General features: G+C 69.9%; 22 protein-coding genes. 7 read left to right on the top strand and 15 right to left on the bottom strand.

From position 1 onward, the window contains the following. Positions 1 to 121: 121 nt before the first annotated feature. The 3 genes from Pla133_RS00320 (at position 122) to Pla133_RS00330 (ending at position 1,989) form a co-directional block, all read left to right on the top strand. A complete protein-coding gene (locus Pla133_RS00320; RefSeq protein WP_145061212.1) occupies positions 122 to 640 on the top strand; it encodes a hypothetical protein in 519 nt (172 codons plus the stop codon). 3 nt (positions 641 to 643) lie between these two features. Further along, the gene (locus Pla133_RS00325) at positions 644 to 1,228 is read left to right on the top strand and encodes a hypothetical protein (protein WP_145061214.1); all 585 of its coding nucleotides are present in this window, start codon (positions 644 to 646) and stop codon (positions 1,226 to 1,228) included. A 296-nt stretch (positions 1,229 to 1,524) separates the two neighbouring features. Next, positions 1,525 to 1,989, top strand: coding sequence for a hypothetical protein (locus Pla133_RS00330; protein ID WP_145061216.1), 465 nt, complete (start codon positions 1,525 to 1,527; stop codon positions 1,987 to 1,989). Positions 1,990 to 2,080: 91 nt separating this feature from the next. On the opposite strand, the gene Pla133_RS00335 is transcribed toward Pla133_RS00330, so the two are convergent. Genes Pla133_RS00335 through Pla133_RS00350 form a run of 4 tightly spaced genes read right to left on the bottom strand, consistent with a single transcriptional unit; the run spans position 2,081 to position 5,449 of the window. Then, positions 2,081 to 2,902 (bottom strand): NAD+ synthase, encoded by an 822-nt coding sequence (locus Pla133_RS00335; RefSeq protein WP_145061218.1) that lies wholly within the window; start codon positions 2,900 to 2,902, stop codon positions 2,081 to 2,083. After that, positions 2,899 to 3,777 (bottom strand): nitrilase-related carbon-nitrogen hydrolase, encoded by an 879-nt coding sequence (locus Pla133_RS00340; protein WP_419191982.1) that lies wholly within the window; start codon positions 3,775 to 3,777, stop codon positions 2,899 to 2,901. Before Pla133_RS00340 ends, Pla133_RS00335 begins: the two co-directional genes overlap by 4 nt. Beyond that, positions 3,774 to 4,757, bottom strand: a complete 984-nt coding sequence (locus tag Pla133_RS00345) for an AAA family ATPase (protein ID WP_145061220.1) — start codon at positions 4,755 to 4,757, stop codon at positions 3,774 to 3,776. The genes Pla133_RS00340 and Pla133_RS00345 overlap by 4 nt, the downstream gene beginning before the upstream one ends. Then, positions 4,754 to 5,449, bottom strand: coding sequence for an HAD-IA family hydrolase (locus Pla133_RS00350; protein ID WP_145061223.1), 696 nt, complete (start codon positions 5,447 to 5,449; stop codon positions 4,754 to 4,756). Before Pla133_RS00350 ends, Pla133_RS00345 begins: the two co-directional genes overlap by 4 nt. Before the next feature lie 233 nt (positions 5,450 to 5,682). Here Pla133_RS00350 and Pla133_RS00355 point away from each other — a divergent pair, with 233 nt between their 5' ends. Next, positions 5,683 to 6,801 (top strand): tetratricopeptide repeat protein, encoded by a 1,119-nt coding sequence (locus Pla133_RS00355; protein WP_145061225.1) that lies wholly within the window; start codon positions 5,683 to 5,685, stop codon positions 6,799 to 6,801. A gap of 64 nt (positions 6,802 to 6,865) precedes the next feature. Here Pla133_RS00355 and Pla133_RS00360 read toward each other — a convergent pair whose 3' ends face one another. Beyond that, the gene (locus Pla133_RS00360) at positions 6,866 to 7,105 is read right to left on the bottom strand and encodes a hypothetical protein (RefSeq protein WP_145061227.1); all 240 of its coding nucleotides are present in this window, start codon (positions 7,103 to 7,105) and stop codon (positions 6,866 to 6,868) included. Positions 7,106 to 7,204: 99 nt separating this feature from the next. Between Pla133_RS00360 and Pla133_RS00365 the strand changes: the two genes are divergently transcribed. Next, positions 7,205 to 8,341, top strand: a complete 1,137-nt coding sequence (locus Pla133_RS00365) for a THUMP domain-containing class I SAM-dependent RNA methyltransferase (RefSeq protein ID WP_145061229.1) — start codon at positions 7,205 to 7,207, stop codon at positions 8,339 to 8,341. Positions 8,342 to 8,474: 133 nt separating this feature from the next. Here the strand turns inward: Pla133_RS00365 and Pla133_RS00370 are convergent, their stop codons facing one another. The 3 genes from Pla133_RS00370 to mltA all read right to left on the bottom strand — a co-directional run bounded on the left by Pla133_RS00370 (position 8,475) and on the right by mltA (position 11,960). Continuing rightward, positions 8,475 to 10,109, bottom strand: coding sequence for a carbohydrate binding domain-containing protein (locus tag Pla133_RS00370; protein WP_145061231.1), 1,635 nt, complete (start codon positions 10,107 to 10,109; stop codon positions 8,475 to 8,477). Between the two features lie 217 nt (positions 10,110 to 10,326). Further along, a complete protein-coding gene (locus Pla133_RS00375; protein ID WP_419192467.1) occupies positions 10,327 to 10,776 on the bottom strand; it encodes an MOSC domain-containing protein in 450 nt (149 codons plus the stop codon). Positions 10,777 to 10,778: 2 nt separating this feature from the next. Next, positions 10,779 to 11,960, bottom strand: a complete 1,182-nt coding sequence (gene mltA / locus Pla133_RS00380) for a murein transglycosylase A (RefSeq protein ID WP_145061235.1) — start codon at positions 11,958 to 11,960, stop codon at positions 10,779 to 10,781. 81 nt (positions 11,961 to 12,041) lie between these two features. Between mltA and Pla133_RS00385 the strand changes: the two genes are divergently transcribed. Continuing rightward, positions 12,042 to 12,734 carry a hypothetical protein gene (locus tag Pla133_RS00385; RefSeq protein ID WP_145061237.1) on the top strand — a complete coding sequence of 231 codons (693 nt, stop codon included), beginning with the start codon at positions 12,042 to 12,044 and terminating at the stop codon, positions 12,732 to 12,734. A gap of 69 nt (positions 12,735 to 12,803) precedes the next feature. Here Pla133_RS00385 and Pla133_RS00390 read toward each other — a convergent pair whose 3' ends face one another. The 7 genes from Pla133_RS00390 to Pla133_RS00420 form a co-directional block, all read right to left on the bottom strand. Beyond that, a complete protein-coding gene (locus Pla133_RS00390) occupies positions 12,804 to 14,165 on the bottom strand; it encodes a HAMP domain-containing sensor histidine kinase (RefSeq protein ID WP_419191983.1) in 1,362 nt (453 codons plus the stop codon). Then, a complete protein-coding gene (locus tag Pla133_RS00395) occupies positions 14,158 to 14,811 on the bottom strand; it encodes a response regulator (protein ID WP_145061241.1) in 654 nt (217 codons plus the stop codon). The genes Pla133_RS00390 and Pla133_RS00395 overlap by 8 nt, the downstream gene beginning before the upstream one ends. Positions 14,812 to 14,872: 61 nt before the next feature. After that, a complete protein-coding gene (locus tag Pla133_RS00400) occupies positions 14,873 to 15,247 on the bottom strand; it encodes a hypothetical protein (RefSeq protein WP_145061243.1) in 375 nt (124 codons plus the stop codon). Positions 15,248 to 15,381: 134 nt separating this feature from the next. Further along, complete coding sequence (locus Pla133_RS00405) at positions 15,382 to 16,341, bottom strand: hypothetical protein (RefSeq protein ID WP_145061245.1); 960 nt, start codon at positions 16,339 to 16,341, stop codon at positions 15,382 to 15,384. 285 nt (positions 16,342 to 16,626) lie between these two features. After that, positions 16,627 to 18,708: a hypothetical protein gene (locus tag Pla133_RS00410; RefSeq protein ID WP_145061247.1), complete on the bottom strand. Its 2,082-nt coding sequence runs from the start codon at positions 18,706 to 18,708 to the stop codon at positions 16,627 to 16,629. Between the two features lie 280 nt (positions 18,709 to 18,988). After that, positions 18,989 to 21,277, bottom strand: coding sequence for a xanthine dehydrogenase family protein molybdopterin-binding subunit (locus Pla133_RS00415; RefSeq protein WP_145061249.1), 2,289 nt, complete (start codon positions 21,275 to 21,277; stop codon positions 18,989 to 18,991). Further along, complete coding sequence (locus Pla133_RS00420; RefSeq protein ID WP_145061251.1) at positions 21,277 to 21,738, bottom strand: (2Fe-2S)-binding protein; 462 nt, start codon at positions 21,736 to 21,738, stop codon at positions 21,277 to 21,279. The genes Pla133_RS00415 and Pla133_RS00420 overlap by 1 nt, the downstream gene beginning before the upstream one ends. A gap of 278 nt (positions 21,739 to 22,016) precedes the next feature. Here Pla133_RS00420 and Pla133_RS00425 point away from each other — a divergent pair, with 278 nt between their 5' ends. Beyond that, complete coding sequence (locus tag Pla133_RS00425) at positions 22,017 to 25,232, top strand: ELWxxDGT repeat protein (RefSeq protein WP_145061253.1); 3,216 nt, start codon at positions 22,017 to 22,019, stop codon at positions 25,230 to 25,232. Positions 25,233 to 25,268: the final 36 nt, after the last annotated feature.

The following is a 25,268-nucleotide window of genomic DNA, read 5'->3' on the forward strand; positions in this document are numbered from 1 at the left end:
AGACGCCCCCCCTCGTCGACGACTCCGCCCCGGTGTGGACCCTCGCTCCCCGCGACCGGGGACCGTGCAGTGGAGACGCGACTTGACCCAGGCCTGCGCGCCGAACCGCCGGGACCGACGTGTGCTCCCGCTGCTTGCCAATGGTGAGCTCGTGGCGACGCTCCAGGTGGCCCTGCGGGAGTTATTGGGTGACCTCGTTGGTAGGGCGCCGAGCGGCGAAAGGGGGCCCACCGATCCGCCCGAGGTACCCGGCCTGAGCGTCGAGCACGGCGAGGGTCAGCTGCGCCACGCGAGCCTCGAGATCGGCGCGCAGGTCCGCTTTCGCGGCACCCTGGAGGGTCTCGTCCTGCTGCGCTGCTCGGCCCACGGTGCGCCCGACCTCGCGCGCGGTCTGCTGCTGCTGACTGCCAACTGTGGCCTGGACCTGAGGGCCCCCCAGGAGGTCCTCGTTGCCCACGCGCCCAGGGTCGCCGGCGAGGTCGTGGGGCACCTGCTCGACTCGCGCGGGCAGATCGAGCTCTGCCACCCGGAGCTGCTGGCCTCGTCAGCGCCCTTGGAGCGGTCCAGCGCGATGATCCTGGCCTACAAGTTGAGGCGGGGGATCGCCTCGGTCGAGGTCTGGTTGCACGGAGAGCGTTGATCGATGGCGAAACTCGAAGAGTCCACCGTGTCCGAAGCGAGCGAGCTGGAGACCAAGTTGATCGGCGCGATCGCCCACCGTGTGGTCGACGACCTGGCTCTGGTGGTCGATCGCAGCATGACCTCGGAGGTGCTCGAGGTCTGCCGCATCGACCGTCGCCAAGCTGGCCAGGGGCAGGTCCACATCTCGTTCAAGCTCGGCTTCACGGCGCCCAGCGGTTCCGGCCACGGCTGCCTGCTGATGCCCCTGCCCGACGCCGTAGCCCTGGCCTCGCACCTGATGATGGAGCCCGACGCGACCGTCAAGGAGCGACGCGGTGACACCGAGCTGGACCGCTCGACCCGCGACGCGATGATCGAGGTCGCGAACTTCGTCGGAGGCGCCACGGACGCCGCCATGCGCACGCTCTCCGTCTCGGGCCTCAGCGCGCGCAGTGAGGGGTGTCAGGGTGTGCGTGCCGACGTGCGCCCGGCCTTCCCCTACCAAGAGGGCTCGCTCCTGGTCCTCGGTCAAGCACGGTTCCAGCTTCACACCTTCGATCCGTTCGAAGTGCTGATCATGCTGCCGGTGCTTGCGGAGCTCGACTAGAGCGGCGTCCGGAGTCGCCAGTGAGCCCGAGCCGCAATCGGCGGTGGGGCGAACTCCCGAATTTGTCGTCGGGTCGGAAGGTTCTTCCCTCACCGCTCAGGGAGGCCTCCGCGGGCCCACGCGGGCCCTTCGCGACTCCGCCTCGCGAAACGTTTTCCGGGCTCCATGGACCCCGAAGATAGGCCTTGCGATCGTCTCCGGCGCCGACTGGGAAAAGGTCCGCGCGCGGCTCGGTGTCGGGTAGGTTTGCGTGAACCCGGGGCGCGAGCCTCGACCGATCGACTGGAAGACACGCGATGAGCCAAGGCAACGACGAACAGCCCTTCGAGCGGGGCAACCTGGAATCTCCCGCCTACCGGCAGCGACTGATGCGCAAGCTGAACTGCTTGATCGCGGTCCTCGAGGTGGCCTGCGCCAAGGTGCGGCGTTCGATGGACGGACCGGAGCCCGATCTCGATCGGCTCACCCGGATCCAGAAGAACCTGACCCAGACCCTCGACGTCTGCAAGCGCGCCAAGGGCGCGCTCGAGCGGCGCGAACAACTCCCCGGCGACCTGCCCGGACAGTTGGCCGAGATCTCGAGCCTGGAGACCCTCGGCGGCGACGATTCGGACTACGTCGTGCGGCCGCACCGCGGGCGCATGGTCGAGATGCAGTCGGCCAGCGAGGCCGACCGTTTCGAGCAGATGGGTCCGATCAGCGGGGACGAGTTCCAGGGACTCGACCTCGAAGACCTGACGCGCAGGCTGCAGGACGGCTGAGGGTCGCGGTCTGGTCGGTACGGTGCCGTGGTCCGTACGGGCGGTACGGTGCCGGGATCATTTGGCCCACCGTACCGACCAGACCGATACCTCAAGCGTGCCAGTCGCGCAGGTAGCGGAAGTCCTGGTTGATCGTCCGCTCGCTGAGCTTGGCGATCACGGGCGGCAGGCGCTTGTACTGGTTTCTGACCACCCGCCGCGCGATCGCGTCGACCACCTGGGGAGCGTGGCCCGCAGCCAAGAGCTCCTCGCGATTCCAACGCTGGTCGACCATCGAGTAGAGCACCGCGTCCGCATGGGCGTAGCTGAAGCCCAGGTCGTCCTCGTCGGTCTGGCCCTCGAAGAGATCGGCCGAAGGCGGCTTCTCGACGATCGAAGCGCGCACGCCCAAGTGGCGCGCCAGTTGGAACACCTGGTGTTTGTACAGGTCGCCGAGCGGATTGACCGCGTGGGCGCCGTCGCCGAACTGGGTCGAGTAGCCGAGCAGCATCTCGGTCTTGTTGCTGGTGCCGATCACCAGGCCGCGCCACTCGACCGAGAGGTCGTACAGGATCGTCATGCGACAGCGCGCCATGACATTGCCCCGGCGGGTGGGGTCCTCGACCTGCGCGACACCGAAGTAGGCGTCGGCCATCTCGCTGATCTCGATCTCGCGCGTCTCGATGCCGAGGTCCGCGGCGAGTAGCCGCGCGTCACCGACGCTGTCGGGGTTCGAGCTGCGATAGGGCATCAGCACGCCGAGCACGGCGTCGGGTCCCAAGGCCCGCGCCGCCAGGGCCGCCGAGACCGCCGAGTCGACGCCCCCCGAAAGTCCGATCACCGCTCGCGAGAGCCCCGCGGCCCCCAGCTCCTCGCGCAGGAAGCGCAGCAGCAGGGCCTCGACCAGGTCGACCTGCACGTCCAGGGCGCTCAACGGATCCGTCTCCCGTCGGTGTCCCGCGCGGCCAACTCGGAGGCGAGCACCCAGGGTCGCTCGTCGCGCCGCAGGGGTGTGGCCACCCGCGCCCGCCGCAAGGTTGCGCCGTCCAGCGTCGCATCGAGCCGTCCGGGATCCAGCAGCGCCGCCTCGTCGAGCTGCGCGATCGTGTCGCCGCCGGGGCCGTAGACCGCGCTGCCGCCGCCGAAAGCGACGCCGTCCTCGAAACCGACGCGGTTGGCGAAGACCAGCCAGCTCTGGGTCAGGGTCGCGAAGGCGCCCGCCAGTCGGTCCCAGGTGCGCGCGGACCGCAGGCCCCGTGCTCCGCCCTCGGCGGCCACGCCGCGCGCCGGACTGGCGCTGGTAACGATCAACCCGTCGACCTCGTCCAGCAGGTAGGTGTAGGCGCCGGTCATGTGCCACAGGTCCTCGCAGATCAGGATCCCGAAGCGCCCGTGGATGCTGTCGAAGCTGCGGTAGCCGGTCCCCGCGGCGAAGTCGCGGCCCTCGTCGAACATGCCGTAGCTGACCAGGTGGACCTTGCGGTGCACGTGCTTCACCTCGCCCCGCTCGAGCCACGCCGCGGCGTTGTAGATCGCGCCCGAAGAGGAGCGCTCCACGAAGCCCACGCAGATCGAGAGGTCGCCGGACTCGCCGATCAGCCGCTGCAGCTCGGCAGCTTCGAGGTTCATGGCCAGCTCGGCCGTCTGGTCCTTCAGGAAGTAGCCGGTCAGGGACAGCTCGGGGAAGACCAGCACCTGAATGCCGTCGGCCCGCGCCGCCTCGATCTCGGCCAGGTGCAGGTCGAGGTTGTGGGCCAGGTCGCCCAGCCGCGGATTGACCTGGGCGATGCGGATGCGAGCTCGGTTCACGATTTGGTGGCGGCCAGGGCGGCCTCGATCAGGTCGTCGGCGCGGACGCCGCGCGCCTCGCCTTCGAAGCTGAGGATCAAGCGATGTCGAAGTGCGGGGGCGGCGACGAGCTCGATGTCCTCGTCGATCACGTGCAGTCGGCCCTCGAGCAGGGCGCGCGCCTTGGCCAAGAGCACGATCGCCTGGCCACCCCGCGGACTGGCGCCGAAGCGCACCGAAGAACGCACCACCTCGGGGGAGCGGGGCTCCTTGGGGTCGGTGCGGCGGATCGTTGCTGCGACGCGACCGAGCAGCGCGGTCGAGATCGGCAGCTCGCGGACCAGGGCCTGGGCCCGCAGCAGCTCCTCGCGATTCAGGCCCGACTCGATCGGCTCCGGCGCCTCGCCCGTGGTGGCCGCGAGGATGTCGACCAGGGCACGTTCGCTCGGGCTCTCGATGTCGATGCGCGTCAGGAACCGATCGAGCTGCGCCTCGGGCAGGGGATAGGTGCCCTCCATCTCGACCGGGTTCTGGGTCGCGATCACCAGGAACGGCCGCTCGAGTTGCTCGGTCTCGTCGAACAGCGTGACCTGGCGCTCCTGCATTGCCTCCAGCAGGGCGGCCTGGGTGCGCGGCGTGGCGCGGTTGATCTCGTCGGCCAGCAGCACGTTGGTGAACAGCGGTCCGCGGTGCTGCACGAAGCTGCGTCGCCCGCGCTCGTCCTCCTCCAGGACCCGCATGCCGATCACGTCCGCCGGCATCAGGTCCGGCGTGAACTGGATGCGCCGGAAGTCGAGGTCGAGGGCCGCCGCCAGGGTGCTGACCAGGGTCGTCTTGCCCAGCCCCGGCGGGCTCTCGAGCAGGGCGTGCCCGTCGGCCAGGACCGTGTACAGCAACAGGTCGACCACCCTGCGATGGCCGAGGAAGCGCCGGGCGATGGTCCCGCGCAGCGCGTCGATCGACGCGCACAGTTGCTCGACCTCGTCTTCGATCCCGCTCACCCGCAGCGCTCCTCGATCCAGGCCCAGAGCTGTTCGAAGTCCTCGACCCGTAGCAGGTCGGTCTTGGGGTGGGCGTTGAAGTGGTCGACGATCACCGCCTCCATCCCGACCTGCACCGCCAGACCGTCGCGCAGGGGATGATCGCCGCAGTGGACCGCGTGCTCGCCGTCGGTCCCGGCCTCGTGCAATGCGAGGCGGAAGATGTCGGGATCGGGCTTCTCGACCCCCGCCGTGGCTGAGCAGACGGTGAAGTCCAGAAGCCCCGCGAGGCCGGTCACGGCCAGCACGCGGGGCAGGCGCTCGCTCCAGTTGGAGACCACCCCGACCCGCAGACCCCGGCCGCGCACCCGCTCCAGGAACTCCTGGGCCCCGTCAAAGACCCGAAAGGTCGCGGCGTCCTCGAAGCGATCGAAGAGCTCGTCCGACAGGGAGCCAAGCTCGGCGCGGGGCAGGCGCAGGTGCTCGACGAAGATGACCTCCATGAACCGACGCAGCCACGGATCGGTGTAGCGGAAGGATCCGTCGATGCGCGCCGGAAGCTCCCGGTCGGCGCGGCGCATCAGCTCGAGCATGCGAGCGTCTTCGATCTCCAGCCCGCGATCGCGCCCTGCCGAGGCGTAGATCACTTGGCGAGCCGGCTGCTCGTAGAGCAGGGTGTGGCCCACATCGAGCAGGACGGCCTGGAGTGACACGGGTGGAGCTTGCGGGGCTGGTTGGGTGGGTCGGGCCGGCGTCAGCGGGGCGCACAGGAGTCTGACGAAGCCCGAACAGCGTTCGGTTTCACACCCGCTCGCGGATCGTACGATAAGACGCACTGGCGGTTGACCGTGCCGGGAGCCTGGGCGAAGGGGCCTGGAGCATCCGGTGGCGGGAACCGGAGGGCGGATCCGTCCGGCGCCCCGTGACCCGTGTCCTACAAGCTCCCGTGAGCAACCTCGAAGAGATCCACCCCGGCCGAACCCTGCGCACAGCGTCCGGCATCCGGCGCAGCCTGCGGGCTCTGGCCGGAGCCAGCCTGCTGACGGGCCTCGGCGCCCTCTGCGGCGGCTGCATGGGACCCGCCAGTCGGATCGCGGCCCAGGAGGACTGGCATCGGGCCGAAATGGCAAGCGCCCGGGGGGACTGGGTCCTGGCCGCGGATCTGTGGAATCGCCTGCGCCACGCCACCTACGCCGATCGCTCCCGGCCGCACCTGGAGACGGCCTCGGCCCTGGCCGAGTTGGGCCGCGAGGACGACGCCCTGGCTCTCCTGGACCACGCCATCGAGCTGTTCCCTGGTGACAAGCGGCTCTTGGCCCGCCGCGGACGCCTCTTGGCCGCCATGGGCTTCCGCCGGGCCGCCGAGCTGGACCTCGAGGAAGCGGTCGAGAGCGCGCCCGACGACCCCACCGTCTGGGCTGCCCTGGGCGCCGTGCAGCTCGAGCTCGACCAACCTCGGCGAGCGGCCGCCTCTTTTGACCGGGTCATCGCCCTCGATCGGGCCATCCCGGACGGAATCTCCGAGGAGGGCGACCCGTCGGACAGTAACCACCCGACCTGGCTGGGTGGGATCGACCGACCCGCGGCCTACCAGCTCGCAGCTCGGGCCCAACGGGAGCTGGGCGACTTCCTGCGCGCCCACGAACTCTACGCCCTGGCCATCGAATACTCGGCCGAGCCCTCGAACGAGCTCCTGGTCGAGGCCGCCTCGCTCCACACCGATCGGGACGACGACGCCGGCGAGTGCCCCAACCTGGACCAGGCCGTGTGCTGGATCGAGCTCGCCACCGAGCGGGATCCCCAGTGCGAGCGGGCCGCCTTCGTGCTCGGCTGCCTGCTCGAGCGCCAGGGCCGCAACGAGGAGGCCGTGGTCGCCTACCGCCGCGCGGTGGAGATCGACAACCTGCACCTCGGCGCCCTGACCAACCTGGCCCTGCTCCACGAGCGCCTGGGCGAGAACACGCGCTGCTCAGCGATGGCCGAGCGAGCGCTGATGCTCGAGACGGATCCCCATCGCCGCGAGGCCCTGGAGCGGCTCCTGACGACGCTCCCGGCCGGCAACTGAGTCGCGACGCCCGGCTCGGGGCGCGAGGGGCGCTACCGCGAGCCGGCTCCGCCGCCCCCCCGGCTCACTCCGCGCAGAGCTTCTCGACCAGTGCCTCGAGCTCGTCGATCAGCGGCTCGGTGAACTCCTCGCCGAAGTCGTTCTCGAGCACGTCGATCTCCTCGAACGTGTAGCGACCGGTAGAGGGGTTGTAGGGAATCCCGTACTCCCACTTGCTGCCGTCGGTGGCGTGGATCGTCAACGCGATCTGGTTGTCGCCCTCGACGGGCTCGAGGGTGTGGCTGACGACTTCGTAATCTCCCATACGGGCGGGCTCCGGACGCTGAGGGGGTGGCGATTGCCCGCGCGTCGCAGGCGGCGAGCATCCTAACGCCCGGCCCCGCGGGGCGGCTACGCTTCGGGCATGGGCCGAGCCGACCAGATTCTCTTCGCCACCTGCGCGCCCGGCCTCGAGCCGGTCCTGCACGAGGAACTGCGTGTCCTGAAGGCTCCCAAGGCTGAACGCCAGGTGGGGGGGGTGCGCTTCAACGGCGACCAGCGCTTGATCTGGGAGGCCAACCTGCGACTGCGTACCGCGATCCGCGTGCTGCTGCGCCTGGGCCGCTTCGGTTGCCGCGACGCCAACGAGCTCTACCGCGGCGTCCAGGCCGTCGACTGGCGGCGCTTCCTGCCCCCCGGTGGCACCCTGGCCGTGGACGCCCGCTCGCGCGACTCGGAGCTGAACCACTCCCAGTTCGTGGCCCAGCGGGTCAAGGACGCGGTGGTCGACCAGCTGCGCGAGAGCCGCGGCGAGCGCCCCAGCGTGGACCGCGACCAGCCGACCCTGCGGATCGACCTGCACCTGTACCGCGACCGCGCGACCCTCTCGGTCGACACCTCCGGCGGCTCGCTCCACAAGCGCGGCTGGCGCCGGGCCCAGGGTCGCGCGCCCTTGAACGAGTGCCTGGCGGCCGGCGTCGTGCAACTCTCCGGCTGGGACGCCCGCTCGCCCCTGGTCGACCCCTTCTGCGGCTCGGGCACGATCCTGATCGAGGCGGCCCAGATCGCCTGCTCCATCGCCCCGGGCCTGTTCCGCGACCACTTCGGCTTCGAGCTCTGGCCCGGCCACGACGGCCGCGCCTACACGGCCCTGCGCGAGGCCATCGGCGCCGAGACCCGCCCGCTCGGCAAGCGCCGCATCGTCGGCATGGACCACGACCCCGAGCGCGTGGAGCAGACCCTCGAGAACCTCGACTCCGCCGGCATCGAGGGCGTGACCGTCGAGAAGGCCGCCGCCCTCAAGTTCGAGCCCCGCCCCGGCTGGAACGCCTGGATCGTCACCAACCCGCCCTACGGCGAGCGCGTCGGCGACGAGGCGCGCCTGCTCGCCCTCTACCGCGACTTCGGCGCTCTGCTGCGCGAGCACTGCTCCGGCTACCAACTCGCGCTGCTGTCGGGCAATCCGCGCCTGGCCAAGGCCCTCGGCCTGCAGCCCGACGAACGCATCCCCCTCGCCAACGGCGGGCTGGAGTGCGAGTTGTTGCGCTGTTCGGTCCGCTGAAGGCCCCGCTCGAGGCCCGCGACCGCAAGCCCTGACGTGGGCACACCGAGGGGAATCGACCGCGCAGACGTACCGCAGTTGCCCCCCTCGAACCGTCGCCCGTCCGCCGACCGGTCGGCAGACGGGCGACGGTTCAAGGCAGGATCGTGAGCGGCCAGGGGTTGCTCACCAGGGTCACGCCGACGAGGGGCGAGAGCGCGAAGTAGGCGTGGTCGAGGAACGTCAGCCCCGCGAGCGACAGCCCGGCTGGCACGGCGATCGTGGCGGCGCCGTGGCCGTTCGCGTCGAGGACGCCGAGAGTGTTCAGGAACGGCGTGTTCCCGGCCTGGGAGAGCGAGAGCGAGAAGTAGGCGTCCGCGTTGAGGGGGAGCGTCAAGCCGGCGACGGGCACGCCGGGCGTCGTCCCCGATGCGCTGCCGAGGACGAGATAGGCTTGCCCGGCGTGCTTGACGCCGGCGTCGAGCGCGAGCGCGTGGTTGCCGCCCGCCTGGGCTTCGATGGCGCCCACGGAGCCGGACAGCAGCGAGCAGGCGAACAGCGGGCACGTCGCCGTCACGGACCAACCCGGGTAGCCCGGGGAGCCCGTATGCCCCGGCTGCAGGCCGGTTGCCAGGGCGGCTTGGATGACGGAGGGGTCCGGCCCCAGCGGCCCGCAGATGATCGCGTCACTCGAAGCGTTGTCGTACGTCCACGAGAAGCCGCCGAGGACGCAGAACTCCGCTGCGCCGAGCCCGCCCACGGTGAGGTCCCGGGCCACCAAGTACGTCTCGAAGCCGATCACGCTGTCGAGGCCGGTCGGGTCCGCGCGCTCGTCGGAGAAGAACGAGTCGACGCCTTCCGTGTGGTACGGGGAGCTCCCCTGCGGCGGCGTCGCCCATTCGATTCCGGTGTAGTAGAAGGGCTCTGGGTCAATGGCGGGCGGCGGGTCGATCGCCGGCAGCAGGCCGAGCGCGGAATCGATGGTCTGCGCCACCCCGCCGATGGCATAGGTGCGCTCGACGTTGATCCACCGGAAGTCGTAGCAGTTGTCGAGCAGCGCAAAGTTCGGGTCGAAGGCGAACGTCGCCGTGATCTGGCTGCCCGGCTGCTCGACCACCGCGATGCTCCCGATCAGCGTCGGGAGCGCGCTGCCGCCACCCACCGGCAGCACGTCGACGGTGATCGGGACCGTCAGGTTCGTCGAAGGCACCGGCACGAGTGACACGTTGTCGATATGGCTCCAGGACTTCGTCGTGAGGGGCTGCCGCAGCGTGAGGTACTGCGCGTTCGTCGGGGCGACGAAGGTGGTGCCGAGCTCCGTCCAGCCCGTGGTGTCGGCGATCGCGGAGTAGACGAGGGTCCCGAAGTCGTTGGGGTCGTTCGAGACTCCGACCTGCACCGGCCCGACCCCGGGTGAGAAGGTCTCCACGACGGCCTGTGCGAGGATCTCGAGCTCGTACGACTTGCACTGCACCAGCGGCGACGACAGGTGGAGAGCCAGGGCGTCGTTCTCCTGCGTGAAGGTGTTCGAGGCGAGACCGATCTTGTAGGCGCCGTCCTGCGGCGGCGAGCCGTAGAGGCACTGACCCTGCATGATGTCGATCTCGGACGCCGTGCCGAACGCCGTCACATCCGCCATCAGGGAGTTGAACTCCGCGTTGGGCGGGTTCCACTTGCAGGAGGTCGAGGTGTTGTTCTCGAAGCTGCCGTTCAGGACGAGGTTCTGCGCGCTGGTGGTCGCGCTACTCGAAAGGACGGCGAGGACGGCGAGGGCGATACGCGAGTGCATGGAGGACTCCTGGATTCGCTCGGGTCGAAGCTCCGTCAGCGGGAGACTCGGCGGGAAGGGCCGCGCCTCGATGGAGCCACGTGCCGAATACTAGGCACGAGCGAACGGCCAATGCCGGTCTCCGGGATCGAAAACCCCCAGCGTCGCCTCCGAGTGCCGCGACGTGGCCTCGCACCGGCCCCGCCTACTCGCAGAGAAAGCGGTAGCTCGCCCCCCCTCAAGGTCGCTCGATCGCGAGTTCCGCTCGCAGTGTCCCCTCGCCCAGCACCCGCGCCATGAAGCCGCTGCGGCCGAGCATCAGGTCGGGGAAGCGGCGGTCGATGCGGCGCAGGGTCGCGCAGGGCTCGCGCACGTCGAACAACTCGAGCTCGATCGGGGTGTCGTCGGCCCGCACCAACAGTCGATCGCCCGCGCGCAACGCGCTGAAGTCGAGGCCATCGATCAGCAGGTTCTCGCCGAAGGCCCCCGGGCCCGCGACGCGCACGCCGTCGGCCTCCAGCGAGCGCACCTCGTCCACGGACAGCAGGCACAGGGCTCGATCGCGACCGCCGTGCAGGTGGTAGCGGTGGCGGTCGCCCTCCAGGCCGTCGGGGCCGACCTTCGCCTCGGCGACCGGATGCTTGGGGACCCCTCCGTTCCCCACGCACACCGCGACGATCGTGCCCACGCTCAACGGGAGTACAGCGGCACGAGGTCCTCGCGCAGCATCAGGTAGTAGAGCTGCCCCTCCGACGCGGTGCGCCCGGCCACCGAGCCGGCTTCGTCGCCGACGCCCACGTAGATGTCCGCGCGGCCGGCGGTGCGGATCCCGCCGCCGGTGTCCTGGTCGAGCAGGATCGCGTTGAGGGGTCGCGTGCTCGCGCCCACGCCGGTCGACAGGTCCGCGTCCACGAAGACCGGCGCGCCGCGCGGGAAGACCGTCTTGTCCGTGGCCAGGGAGGCCAGGGGCTCCACCGGGAAGTCGAGGCTGCCGTGGGGGCGGCCGTCGATGGGGGTGAAGAAGGTGTAGCGCTCGTTGCGGTGCAGGTACTCCTCGACCCGTTCCGGGTTGGCGCTGGCCCAGGCGCGGATGGCCGGGATGCCGCGCGCGCCGGCGTCGAGTTGCTTGTCCTCGACCAGGGCCGCGGCGAGGCTCGTGTACTCGCGGCCGTTGGTGCCGCCGAAGCCCAGGCGCAGCTCCTCGCCGTCGGGCAGGGAGATCACGGCCGAGCCCTGGACGTGGCACAGGTAGGCGTCCAGCGGGTCGCGCAGCCAGACCAGCTCGAGGTCGCGGTTCTCGAGCAGGTGGTACTTCTCGATCGCCCGCCGCGAGGGGTAGGGCTTGCCCTCCAGGGAGGCGATGCCGAGCACGCGGCCGTCGGCGTCGGTGACCAGGTCGTCGGGCTTGGCGTAGAGCGGCCAGTGGTAGGCGTCCGACTCGGTCAGCGAGCCTTCGAAGACGGGCGTGTAGTAGGCGGTGAAGAGCACTCCACCCCCGCGCCCGTTCCAACCGGCGCTGACGAAGACCTCGAACTCCTGGTCGAAGGCGCGTTGGAACTCCTCGCCGTCGGAAGAGTCCTCGAGCAGCTCGGCCAGGCGCACGCAGCTCGCCAGGACGCGCTCGTGGGTCATCCCCGCCTGGGGGAAGAAGCGCTGGGTGTGGGGACGCCGCAGCCAGGTGATCGAGCGCTCCAGGGCCGGGGCCAGCTCTGCCCGCCGCTGCCAGGACTCGGCCACGTCGGGCGAGTCCCAACCGGCGGGCAGGGGGATCAGCGCCGCCGCGCCCTCCGGGAGCGGGCGGTCGTAGTCCGCGGAGCGGCAGCCGACGGCGGTCAGGGCGCAGGCGAGCAGGAGCGGGACGAGACGGCGCATGGCCCAAGGTTAGCGTCGCCGGCCCGCACTCAAGAGGGGCGAGGGTTGCGACTGCCCCACGTCGATGGAACTCTCGGCCCCATGCGAACCTCCAGCGCGCTGCTCCTGACCCTGGCCGTGGCCCCGGCGCTGCACGGTTGTCGCCTGCCGAGTTCGGGCGAGGCGAACGAGCGCCGCGGCGGGGATCCCGCGCTCACCGTCGCCTTCGACGGCACGGCCAGTGCGAGAGGTCCGCTGCCGTCGGGCGAGGCCACGGCCGGCGCCCTCGACCGAACCTGGTCGACCCTGTTCCAGAACGCAGGCGTCGAGATGCAGGTCTACCCCGCGGGCGTGATCGCGGGCTTGCACACCCAGTACCTGCTCGACGAGCGACGAGCCCTGACCTTTCGCATCGCCGCCAACGTCGCCGACCGCAACGACTACGGCAAACAGGACGACGAGCAGGGCGGAGGCTGGGGCGTCGGCGCGGGCTACCGCAGCTACTTCGGGCCGCGGCGCGAAGGCTGGCTGTGGGGCGCCCGGGCGGACCTCTGGACCCTCGAGATCGACTGGACCGACGACCCGGGCCTGCCCGGGGAGCAGTCCGGCTCCACGGACGTGCTCGTGTTCCAGCCCACCATCGAGGCCGGCTACGGCTGGGACCTGGGCGACTGGCGCCTCGAGCTCCTGGCCGGCTTCGGCTTCGAGATCAACGTCGTCGAGCACGGCCGCGACGTGGGCGAGGGGCCGATCGGGTTGCTCGGCGTCACCCTGGTCTCGGACTTCGGCGAGTGAGCGCTTCGAGGCAACCGCGTCACAGGGAACGACGCGCGCTCCGCACCGCCGGACTCTCGGGCCCCCGAGTCAACTGGCGCCGTCGACCAAGGGCAGGCGCAGTGTGAACGTGCTGCCTTCCCCCGGGCTGCTCGCGACATCGACCGTCCCGCCGTGGGCTTCGGCGATCCAACGCACGATCGACAGCCCCAGCCCCGAGCCCCCCTGGGCCCGCGAGCGCGCCTCGTCGACGCGATAGAAGCGGTCGAAGAGCCGATCGAGCGAGTCGGCCGGGATCCCGGGGCCGTCGTCGCGGACGCTGACCAAAGCCTGCCCGCCTTCACTTCGGACGGCGACGTCGACGCGGCCGCCGGGCTCGTTGTAGCGCACCGCGTTGGAGAGCAGGTTCTCGATCGCCTCGCGCAGCAATGCGCGGTCGCCGCGCACCTGGACCGCGTTGCCTTCCGAGTGAATCTCGATGGACTGCGCACGCGCCCTCGCACCCAATGCTTCGACGGCCTCCGTCGCCGCGGCGCCGAGCTCCACCCGGGTGCGTTCGATGTCCGCCGATCCGGCGTCGGCCTTGGCCAGAACCATCAGTCCGTCGACCAGCTCGGTCATACGCGCCACCGCGCGCAATCCGGTACGCAGGGCCTCGCGGTACTCGTCGGGCTCGCGATTGCGTCGCAGGGCCAGCTCCACCTCGGTGCGTAGCACCGCCAGGGGTGTTCGCAGTTCGTGCGAGGCGTCCGCCGTAAAGCGCGTCAGGCGGCCAAAGGCCTCCTCGAGCCGGTCCAGGGTGCCGTTGAAGGTGGTCCCGAGCTCGCGCAGCTCGAGCGGCATGGCAGCGACGTCGAGGCGCTTCGACAGGTCGCTGGCGTCGATCGCCGCGGCGGCTCGGGTGGCGCCGGCGATCGGGCGCAGGACACGACGGGCGAGCCACAATCCGCCCAACAGAGCGCCCGCCAGGATCGCGACGCCCACCAACAGGAGCTGCAAGCGCAGCTCGGCCAGGGCCTGCTGTTGCGGCTCGATCGAGGACCGCAGCACGACGCGTAGTTTGCCCGGTCCGACCAGGGTGAAGTGGTAGGAGTCGCCGTGGACCCCACTTGCCGGCTCGCCAGTCGTCGCTGACGGAGTGTCCATCGCGCCTGACCACTGCGCTCCGCCCCCCTGTGCGATGACCTCGCCCGCGGGGGTCACGATGCGAAACGAGCAGCGCTGGGTCAGGCCGCGCAGGTAGTCCTCCGAGAGCTCGAGCTCCCATCCGTCGCGCGCGTCGTATTCCAGGGCAGCGGCCAGGGCCTGGGCGCGTTCGGCGAGCGACACCTCGACGCTACGCAGGCCCGACTCGCTGACCTGCAAGTAGAGCACCGAGCCGAATGCGGCCACGGCCAGGGCCAGGATCGCCCCGAACCAACCGATCAACGTCCAGCGCAGGGAGTTACGCATCCACGAGGTAACCGTGTCCGCGACGCGTGCTAATGAAGTCGCGCCCCAGCTTTCGGCGCACGTTGGAGACGAAGACCTCGACCACATTGGACGAGGTCTCCTCGCGCTCGTCGTAGAGGTGCTCGTAGAGCCGCGCGCGGGAGATCACCTCACCGCGGTGCAGGGCCAGGAACTCGACCAGGGCGTACTCCATCGCGGTCAACTCGATCGGCTCGCCCCCGAGGTGGACCTGACGGCCGACGGTGTCCAGCTCCACCGGCCCGATCGACAGGACCGGCGCCGGTTGGCGCGCGGCGCGCCGCAGCAGGGAGCGCGCCCGGGAGAGCAGCTCTTCTAGTGCGAAGGGCTTGGTGACGTAGTCGTCCGCGCCGGCGTCGAGCAACTCGACCTTGCTGCTCAGGGAGCCGCGCGCCGTCAAGACGATCACCGGCGTCGGCCGCTCGGCGCGCAGGCGCCGCAGCAGGCTCAGCCCGTCGATGCCGGGCAGCATCAGGTCGAGCAGGATCAAGTCGTAGTCCAGCTCGCGGGCGAGCCAGAGGCCCTCCTCGCCCTCGTGGGCCACGTCGCAGACGAATCCCTCTTCACGCACGGCGCGCGCCAGGGCGTGGGCCAGGTCGACCTCGTCTTCGACGATGAGCAAGCGCATGGTGATCGGGCTCTCGCAGCTCGATCCGGGCCGGGTGCGACGGCACCCGGCCCGGAGCAGATCAGTCGTCGTCCTCGTCGTCGCGCTCGGTCTCGATCACTTCGCCGGCTGCGGTCACCTCGACCTCCCAGGCCACGCCGTCGACCTTGCCCTCGATGTCGTAGATCAGGGGCTCATCGCCGACCTCGACCTCCACGTGGTCGATCACCAACCCCGGAAGCGCCGCGACAGCCGCCGCGAGTACGTCGTCGGGCACCTGGTCGAGGGGCACCTCGATCTCCTCTTCTTCGTCGTCCTCTTCCTCCTCCTCCATGACGACCGATCCGTCGCCGGGGTTGTCGATCCAGACGTCGGCTTCGGCGGCCACCCGCGATCGGGCGCACGCGGCCAAGGCCAGGGCGGAGAGCAGGACCACAGTCGTTTGTGTGCGTCGCATGGGTGGCTCGGTCTTGTGTGTGTCGGTCAGGGAAGGAGCGGCCGGCGTCCCATGGCCCCGGGCCATGCTAGCCGGCCGCTCGAATGGCAGGCCCCGCAGGGTGGCTCTCGATCGAGCCGCCCTGCGGGACCCGCTCAGGGCGCGACCACCGAGATCAACTCGAGGCGCTCGCCGGTCCCGGGCTTGATCTCGAGCACTGCACCGAGGCCGGGGGCGTAGTACTTGTGCTCGAGGCCGGTCGGCTCGATGGGCGTGAAGTCCGCGGTCCGCACGCAGCCCGTGAAGTCACCGGCCGGCACGCTCGCGCGGTCGGCGGTGCCCAGGACCTTGGCGGCGTCCTCGGCCTCGCCCAGCAGGAACTCTTGCCGGTAGACCTCGCCCACCGACGGCGTGGCCAGCATGACGATTCCGGGCTCGGCGCCATCGACGCCGGCGAACCAGGAGCCATCGATGTTGGCGAGGTAGCCATCTTCATAGTTGAGGGCGAGCTCGCCGAAGTACCAGACGTTGCCGTCCTTGTCTTGGGCGTAGTAGTCGAGGGTGTCCTCGATGACTTGCTGTTCACCGCTCTCGGGATCGGCGAGGGTGACGAGGTCGTGCACCTCGCGGCACTCGACCCCCATGATCTCGCGCGTCGCGCCGGTGACCGTGATCACGATCGTCTCGACGCCCTCGTCGGTGTCGGCCATGAAGGTCTTCACCGTGCCCGCCACGAGCGGGTAGTAGAGGTGATCGACGGTGCTGGAGAAGTCGTCCGGGTCGATCGCCGGCGCGAAGGCGCCCCCGCCCAACTCGCCGCACAGCTCGACCCGCGCGTCGAACTGACTGTCGGCCAGCTCGAGCCCCCCCTGCAGCTCCGCCAGAGCCTGTGCGAGGCATTCGTTCTGGGAGGCGAGGTCGGTTTGGTTCAGGCACTTGCCGTAGGCGAGGTAGAAGTCGCTCTGCAACTCGGCGAGAGCGCCGAGGTGCGCCTGGAAGGCGACCCCCTCACAGGCGCCGCCTGTGCCGGCGGAAGCGCTCGCCGCAATGCCGGCGACGGTTGCAAGGGAGAGAGTGGCGGCAAGGGTTCTGCTGCCGGTGATTCGAGTCTGCATCGATGGCTCCTTGAGTCGGTTGCGGTCGCCGCGTTCGCGGTGGGGGGCCGACGACGACGGAGGGAGCTTGCGGGCAGGTGGCTTAATGGGGGCTGAACGGCATGGCACGAAGATGCGCCCCCCCGGCGGCGATGGGCCGGGTAGCTTCGCTCGAGACGGGCCAGGGCCTGGCCCGCATCGTTCACCAGGGGTCGGGGCCAGTGCGTCCAAGTTGGCAGCGCCCGAGCGGCGGCCAAGGGCCGCCGCTCGGGCGTGCTGGCCTCGGGTCCTGGTGAGCGCGGCGAGCTAGAGCCGCAGCTTGTCCAGGTCGAATCCGGCATAGAAGGGGTCCTTCACGAGCTCGAGCTGAGCCTGCCGGACCCCTTGGATGTCGACCGTGTACTCGTTGGTCGCACGCCGGTTGGCGAAGTCGACCACGAGCTCGAAGACGGTGCCGTTCTCGTCGGTGAGCAGCAGCTTGCCGAGCGCCGTCGGCGCGCCGTCGAAGTCGACGTCGACCCGGTCGCCGGCCGCGAGGTCGGCACCGATCACGGTGGCGCCCGTGCCGACCGACGAGACCGACTTGAGCGCCGGCTCCGCGCCGACCCAGAAGCGCTCGACCCGCGACCGGCCGCCGTCCTTCTTCTCCGAGATCAGCATCTCGAACCCGGTCGTCCCGAGCTGGTTGATTGCGGTGAAGTCCGGACGGGCGCTGTGACCCAGGACAGTCTTGGTGATCAGTCCCAGGGCGAGGCTCGACCAATACTGGTCGCCCAGCTTGCGGTAGGCCAATGAGATCGTGCCGTCGAGGTCGTCGGCGCCGATCTCGAGTTCCGTCGCACCGCTCTGGCTGCGCGACCAGCGCAGGACGAACTCGCCGTCGACGACGGCGCCGAGCTTCTCCGCGCGGGCAATAACGAACTGCTTGGCACGTTCGAGCGCCTGGCGCTCGGTGTCGCTGAGCTCCTCGTCCTCGAGACGCTGGTCGAGTTCGCTCAGGGCCGCATCTCGCGCACGGGCGATCTCGGCTGGCGTCTGCTCTCCGCCGGTCGCCTCCAGGAACCCCTTCCGAGCCTCGCGCTCCGAGGAGTAGGCCACCAGAGAATCGGTGACCGAGCCTGCCGCCGAGCGCACCGCATCAGCCGAGAGCTGCCCGGTGTTCAACGCCAGGCCCTCGATCAGGTCTTGCTCCGCGGCACGCTGGCGAAGCATCGCCACGTCGACTCCCTGGTCGGCTTCCACGATCGAAAAGACCAGGAAGGCTTGGTCTCGGAAAGGACTCGTGAGGTGCGGACCATCGGAGTTCTTCGACGGGTTCCATGCGTACTCGATCCGCGAGCCGACCAACTCAAACCAGGTGTCCTGCCAATTCGCGTTGGTGAGGTAGCGCTCCTGCGGATCGAATGTGTGCTCGGCGGTGGAGTCGTTGTCGATGTCGAAGGGGTAGCCCATCAGCCAGCGATACAGATCCGGACGATCGCGCCGCTTGGTCCCCTTGCGGTCGGAGACGGCGCACCAGCCATCCCGCAGCATCCAGTTGAAGATGTCCAAGGTGCCCAGGCGGAGGACCTCGGCGATGCCGTAGCGAATGCCGTGGATCGCTGTCCCAACGTAGGTCGAGGGAATGTCGAAGCGGTCGCGGTGTTCGGACTTCAAGACCACGTAGGTCCCCACGCGTGGCTGCAGGACGAGGTCGATGTCTCGCGGCATGTCGGCCTCGTCGACGATGGTCGTCGACGTGAACGGCTTCGAGGAAGTCGAGACCGCGAAGTCGTAGGCGAACTCGATGTCGTCGCTGTTCATGCTGGTCAGCGCCTTCAAGACGGTCCCGACCACGGTGACGGCCCCGGCGCTGACCGGTTGGAACGTCGCTGCGGCGGTCGATGCCGCCGAGATCAACTCGTTGACCCGCGCATTGTCTTCCGAGTCGATCTCGATCAAGCGGATCTGCACGATGACGTCCTCGCCCGAGTAGACGATCGGCGGCAGGATCGGGATGTCTTCGCGCGGGAGGTACGACCGCTTGTTTAGGACCATGTTCTGTCCATCCGCCTCCGAGTCCAGGTGCACGGACTCCCACAGGACGGACGGCTCGGCGTCGTCATTCGGCCTGATCAGGCAGCGCACGAACAACACGACCTCGGGGCGATTGACCGACTCCAGATAGGGGATGAACCCTCCGTTCAGGGTGATGCCCCAATTTCCGGTCGGGTCGACCTTGTCGAGGTTGTCGGTTTGGTCCTCGGTCTCGAGGACCAAGCGCGGCTCGTAGAGCCGCATGTCCCTGCCGACCTTGGAGAGTGTGTACTTGCTCCCCGCTGGCAAGGTGCTGCAGGAAGCCGCTGCAAGGCAGAGGAAGAGCGAACAGACGCGGGCGGACGTCATCATCGTGGCAAGGTTCTTCGGTTTCGCTGGGCGCAGCAGGAGTCATCCGAGCCAGAGATCCCTGCGCTGGTTGGCCGAAGCATAGCGGCGGCAGGCTCCGAGGTACCAGCGGCGGAGCGAGCCGAGGGCGACCCCCAGGCGCTGGCTCACGGGGGCTGAATAGGACTTCGTACGTGTCGCTGGCTGCAGCGCGGGTTCCGGGCCGCGAGCGCATCCGGCGCCAGCGCTCCCATCGCGAGCGGAGATCGCCCTCCGCGCCCGCGATGGGTGCACCGGATCCCGCTCAACTCCAGCGCAGGTCCGTCTTCGAGATCGGCAGCCGCCGCACGCGCACGCCGGTCGCCGCGGCGATCGCATTGCACAGAGCCGGCGCGAAGGGCGGCACGCCCGTCTCGCCCACGCCCCCCGGCAAGGCCTCGCTGGACACGATCTCGCACTCGATGGCGCGGGGCGAGTCGTACATGCGCGCGACCTTGTAGTCGTGGAAGTTCGACTGTTGGATCGCGCCGTCCACGGCGGTGATCTCGCCGTGCAGAGCGAGGCTCGCGCCGAAGGCCGTGGCGCCCTCCATCTGGGCGCGCACGCGGTCGGGGTTCAGGATCAGGCCGGCGTCGAGCACGCTCCAGACCTTGGGGATCGTCAGGGCGCCGCGGCGGTCCACGTCGACCTCGACCACGGTCGCGTAGTAGGACAGGAACGAGCGGTGGCAGGCGATGCCAAGGCCCTTGCCCTTGGGCAGCTCGCGGCCCCAGCCGGCCATCTGCGCCACGCGCTTGGTGACCGCCTTGAGGCGACCCACATCGAAGGGATAGCGCTCCAGTGACTCGCCCTGGTTGGGGTACTGCACGCCCTCGAGGTCCAGCAGCCGATCCTCGCCGAGCAGCTCCATCAGGTACTCGTAGGGGTCGCGGCCGGCGCGCCGGGCGAGCTCGTCGGGGAACGAGCACACCGCCAGGGCGTGGTAGATGTGCGCCACCGAACGCAGCCAACCGATGCGCACGTGGGCCGGGGCGTCGCCGCTCTCGACCGTCAGGTTCGGCAGCACGTAGGGCACGTCGGTGAAGCCCAGGGCCAGCTCGAAGTCGCTGGGCGAGGTCATGCCCGGAGCGAACGTCGAGAAGATCGGCGGGAACACCGAGCGCTGCAGCCAGGCCGTCGGCATCCCGCGCTCGTCGACCGCGGCGCGCATGTGGACCGCGGCGACCGTGTGGTAGTAGTCGTGGCGGATGTCGTCCTCGCGGGTCCAGGTGACGTGCACCGGCCGGCGCGTGGCGCGGCTGAGCCAGGCGGCCTCGGCCACGTAGTCGGGCTTGGACTTGCGACCGAAGCCGCCGCCGAGCAGCGTCACGTTGACGATGACATCGGCGAGTTCGAGACCCAGGGTCGCGGCCACCTGCTCCTGGGCTGCCTGGGGGTTCTGGGTCGCGGCCCAGGCCTCGCAGCGGATCGCCTTGCCGTCTTCGTCGACGGTGACCTCGGCCACCGCCGCCGGCGGCTCCATCGACGCGTGGGCCAGGAGCGGCACGTAGTAGTCGGCCTCGTGCACCGACCCCTCGTCGGCCGCCTCGAACGCCGCGGCGGTGTCCCCGGCCGTGCGCCAGGAGGTCCCAGCGCGCCTGGAGGTCGCGACCATCTCGCGCTCGAAGGCTTCCGAGTCGTAGCTGTCGTTGTCGCTCTCGCCCCACTCCAACTTCAGGGCCTTGCGCCCCGCGATGGCGGCCCAGGTCGAGTTGGCCAGCACCGCCACGCCGCCCAGGGGCTGGAAGCCGTGCACGCCCTCGTAGCCGGGGATCGTGAGCACGTCGACGACGCCGGCCACTTCGCGCGCCGCGGTGTCGTCGACCGACTTCAAGGGCGCGCCGAGCACCGGCGAGCGGGCGACCACCGCGAACAACTGCCCCTCGCGGCGCGCGTCGATGCCGAAGGTCGCGCGGCCGGTGACCATGTCCGCCAGGTCGACGATCGGAACCGGCTGGCCCACGTATCGTCGCTCGGCCGGCGTCTTGAAGGTCAGCTCGCCTTCCGCCGGGGCCTCCAGGGTCCGCGCACGCGCGACCAACTCGCCGAAGCCGATGCTGCGCCCGGTGGCGGCGTGGTGCACCTCGTGCAGTCGCGCTTTGCACTCAGCGGCGTCGACGCCCCAGATCTCGGCCGCGGCCCGCTCGAGCAGCGTGCGCGCCGCGGCGCCCGCCACGCGCATGACCTCGTAGAACTGGCGCACGCTGCGCGAACCGTCGGTGTTCTGGTCGCCGTAGCGCGCGTCGCCGATGGCCTGGCGCAGGGTCACACGCGCCCAGTCCGCTTCCAGCTCGTCGGCCACGACCATCGGCAGGCTGGTGCGGATGCCCGTGCCCATCTCCGAGCGGTGGGTCACGATCGTGACCGCGCCCGATGGATCGATCGAGAGCCACAGGTTGGGCTCGAAGGCCGTGTCGGAGCCGTCCTGTCCGACCACGGCGAGGAGCGTGCTCGCCGGCGAGACCCGCGCCGCGAGGACGAGGGACCCGGCCGCCAAGCTCGCCAGGAAGCCGCGCCGGGTGACCGGCGCGCCGATGTTCAAGCTGGAGCCCATCACTGACGCGCCTCCTGCGCGGCCGACAGGATCGCCGCGCGGATCCGCGGGTAGGTCCCGCAGCGGCAGATGTTGCCGCCCATGAAGGAGTCGATCGCGTCGTCGTCCGGCTCCGGGTTCGAGGCGATCAGCGCCGCTGCGCTCATGATCTGGCCCGTCTGGCAGTAGCCGCACTGGGGCACGTTCATCTGCGCCCAGGCCTTCTGCACCGGATGGCTGCCGTCGGGCGACAGGCCCTCGATGGTCGTGACCTCGCGGCCCTCGAGGCTGCCGATCGCGACCGAGCAGGAGCGCATGGCCGTGCCGTTCACGTGCACCGTGCAAGCGCCGCACTGGGCGATGCCGCAGCCGAACTTGGTACCGGTCAGGTTGAGGGAGTCACGCAGCACCCACAGGAGCGGCGTGCGCGGGTCCAGGTCGGTGAGCTCGACGGGCTCACCGTTGATCGTCAGCTTGGGCATGGCAGTCGGGGTTGGGTCCGGAGTTGGACGGGAGCATTCAAACACGCCGCCCGTCCACCGGCGCCGGGGAGGTCGAGGGGAAGCCGGTGGGTACCGGCCGCGACGGCCAACCGGGGCACCGATACGAACTCGCTACCCAGTACCTGGATTCGAGATCCCCCTTCCGTCCGCGAACCGGGCGACGACGGAGGGCGGGATCGGCCGCAGTCCGCAGAATCGCGCTCGTGCCCGTCCGACCTTCCGGCGGGGTGCGTTCCACCGCATCTGGACTCCCGATCATGAGCTTGCCCCTGCTCCTGGCCGCGCTGGCCAGCGCCCTTCCCGCTTGCCCGCCCCAGGCCACGTTGATCGACGTCAACGCGACGGTCCCTGCCCTTCCCGCGGCATCCGCGCCCTCGGACTTCGCGACCCTCGGGGGCTCGCTGCTCTTCGCGGCGGACGAGCCCGGGCTCGGCCGCGAGCTATTCATCTTCGACGGCACCACCGCCCAGCTCCTCGTCGACCTCTATCCAGGCGACGTCGGCTCGGCGCCCGAGGGTCTCGTGACCATCGGCTCCCACGTCTGGTTCTCCGCCGAGGGCGAAGGCGTGGGCCGCGAGTTGTGGCGCACCGACGGCACCGCGGCGGGCACCGAACTCGTCGCGGACCTCGCCCCCGGCGGCTGGTGGAGCGAGCCTTCCAACTTCAAGGCCTTCGGATTCGGAGTGCTGTTCGAGGCCTCGATTCCCGCCTCGTTTCCCGCGTCGGGTGCCGGTGTCTGGCGCAGCGACGGGACGGCGGCCGGTACCTTCCCCCTGTATACCTTCGGCGACTGGATAGTCGGGAGCCCCGACCGACCGGCCGAGTTGACGATCGTCGGCGACCTGGGCTTCTTCAGGTCGTATTACGGCGCCGGCCTCTGGCGAACGGACGGCACGCCCGAAGGGACTTACAAGGTCACGGGCTCGAGCCTGAACTGGGTCCTCTTTGTGGTCGCGCTCGGTTCCCACGTTTACTTCACCGCTGCCTCCCAGTCCCCACCCTATGCCATCTGGCGCAGCGACGGCTCGAGCGTCGAGCTGGCCTACGCTCCGGCCAGCGGAGAGGCGTTCGGGGCGGCCCACCTCGCGGTCTTCGCGGGCGAGTTGTACTACAGCGGTGTCGCGCCGGACGGGAGCTTTGCGCTCTTCAAGCTCGACGGGTCCACGGGTGCGCCCGTATTCCTCGCGGACCCGGATCCGGGGGGAAACGGCAAGCCCTTCGATTTGACCGCGGCGGCCAGCTACCTGGCCTTCACGGTCCTGAGTGACAACAACCTCGGGCGGGAGCTGTGGCGTTCCGACGGAACCCCGGCCGGGACGCACTTGATCCAGGATGCAGTTCCCGGGCCGGGTGACCTCGCTCCCGAGGAGCTGACGGTCCTCGGCGACCGCATCGTGTTCCGGGGCACCGGGCCCGAGGGCTCGGAGCCCTGGGTCACGGACGGGGTCCAGGTGCAACTCCTCGCCGACCTGCTCGCAGCGGGATCCTCGGAGCCGGGCCAGTTCTACGCCGATGGCTCGACGGTCTGGTTCGCGGCGGACGACGCCTCCGTGGGCCGCGAGGTGTTCAGGACCGACGGAACTCCGGCGGGTACCCAACTCGCGGCGGACGCGCAACCGGACCCACTGAGCGGTGATTCGAACCCAGCGGAACTGGTGCGCATGGGGACTGCCGCGTTCTTCGTCGCCGACGACGGCCTACACGGCCGCGAGCTGTGGGTCACGGACGGCAGTGAGGAGGGCACGCAGTTGGTCTTCGACCTCTTCCCCGGGCCGAGCGGGTCGAACCCGACCGACCTGACTGTGCACGGCGAGCGGCTGTACTTCACTGCCACCGAGTCGGACTCCGACCCGCTCGACCGCATCGAAGTCTGGTCGACCGATGGCACCATGGGAGGGACCAGTCGGCTGAGCGATCTCTTCTCCCAGGGCTTCTTCGATCCTGAGGGCCTGCGTTCGGTCGGTGGGCACCTGTTCTTCACCGCGCTCGATCTGGGATCCATCGGGCGGGAGCCCTGGGCCAGCGACGGCAGCCCCGAGGGCACATTCCTGCTCGGCAACTTGAACCCCGACATCCTGTCGAAGGACTCGAAAGCAGGCGGCTTCACGGCGGTGGGCGACCAGGTGGTCTTCAGCGCGCTGGGACCGAGTCTCGTACCGGAGTTGTGGCGCACCGACGGGACAGCGGCGGGAACCAGCATGGTCGGCTCCGTGCCGGGCGGCGAGGCGTTCACGACCCCGAATTGGATGCGGAGCCTGGACGACCACCGCGCGGTGCTGACGGCCGACGGCGCCGAGAGCGGTATCGAACCCTGGGTGACCGATGGCACGCCGGCGGGCACTTTCAGGCTGGCGGACATCAAGCCCGGGCTCGGTTCTTCGCTTTCCTCTTCGACCAGCTCATTCACGGGCTTCGCGATGGTCGACGGTCGTGCATTGTTCCGCGCCAAGAGCGAGCTGCTGGGGGCGGAGCTTTGGATCACCGACGGAACGCCGGACGGGACATCGGTGGCGGTGGACCTGACCCCCGGTCCGACTGGTACGGAGTTCAACTTCATCGGCGTCGTCGGCGGGCGCGCGCTGCTGCGCGTCGCAGACGCCAATAAGCACGATCTGTGGGCATCCGACGGCACGGCCGCGGGAACGGTCCAACTGTTGGACACTGCGGCCTTAGCCGTTGGCTTCGGCGTGCAGTACGCAACGCCTCTCGCGGGGGACGTCCGCTACGTCACCGTCGACATCGGCAGCGGCAAGAGCGGGATCTGGCGCACCGACGGCACGTTGGAGGGCACCGCAGGTGTCTACGCGATCGAGTGGCCTCTGGTGCTGAAGGACCTGACGCCGGTGGGAAGCGGGCGTGAGCTGGCCCTCGTGGGCAAAGGGCCGGAAGGTTTCGAGGTCTGGGGCAGTCGAGGGACTCCCTCGACCACGAAGCTCGTGGTCGACGTCAACCCGGGGCCGGCTAGTTCGGGCCCAGCCAAGTTCACGCGCGTGGGCGACCGAGTGTTGTTCGCGGGGACGCAGCCCGACACCGGGCGCGAGCTCTACTCGATGCCCCTCGCGCAGTTCGGCGGTTGGGTCCTCGAACCCTACGGAGTCGCCTGCGAGGGCACCGGCGGCCTCGCGCCTCGGATCGGCACCAGCGGCAAGGCGCAGTTGGGACAGAGCGTCGACCTGCGCGTGACCGACGCCTTCGGCCCCTCGACCGCGTTCCTGTTCCTGTCCTTCGACAGCGCGCAGAAGCCCCTGGGCGACTGCATCCAGTACCCGGTCGATCCGCTGTTCCTGTTCGCGATCACCGGTACCGACGTCAGCGGCGTCGGGTCGGTCACCGTGCCCCTGCCGGCCGGTCTGACGGCCCTCACCAACGTCCCGATCCACTTCCAGTACGCGGTCGTCGATCCGAGCGGCGGCTTCGGCGGCGCGGTGGCCCTCACCGACGCCCTGGAGGTGATCGTCGGCCCCGCGGACTGACGCCCGGTAGGCGTTCGTACGGTGCCAGGCACGAAA

It is taken from the genome of Engelhardtia mirabilis, assembly GCF_007748095.1.
Lineage (GTDB): Bacteria > Planctomycetota > UBA1135 > UBA1135.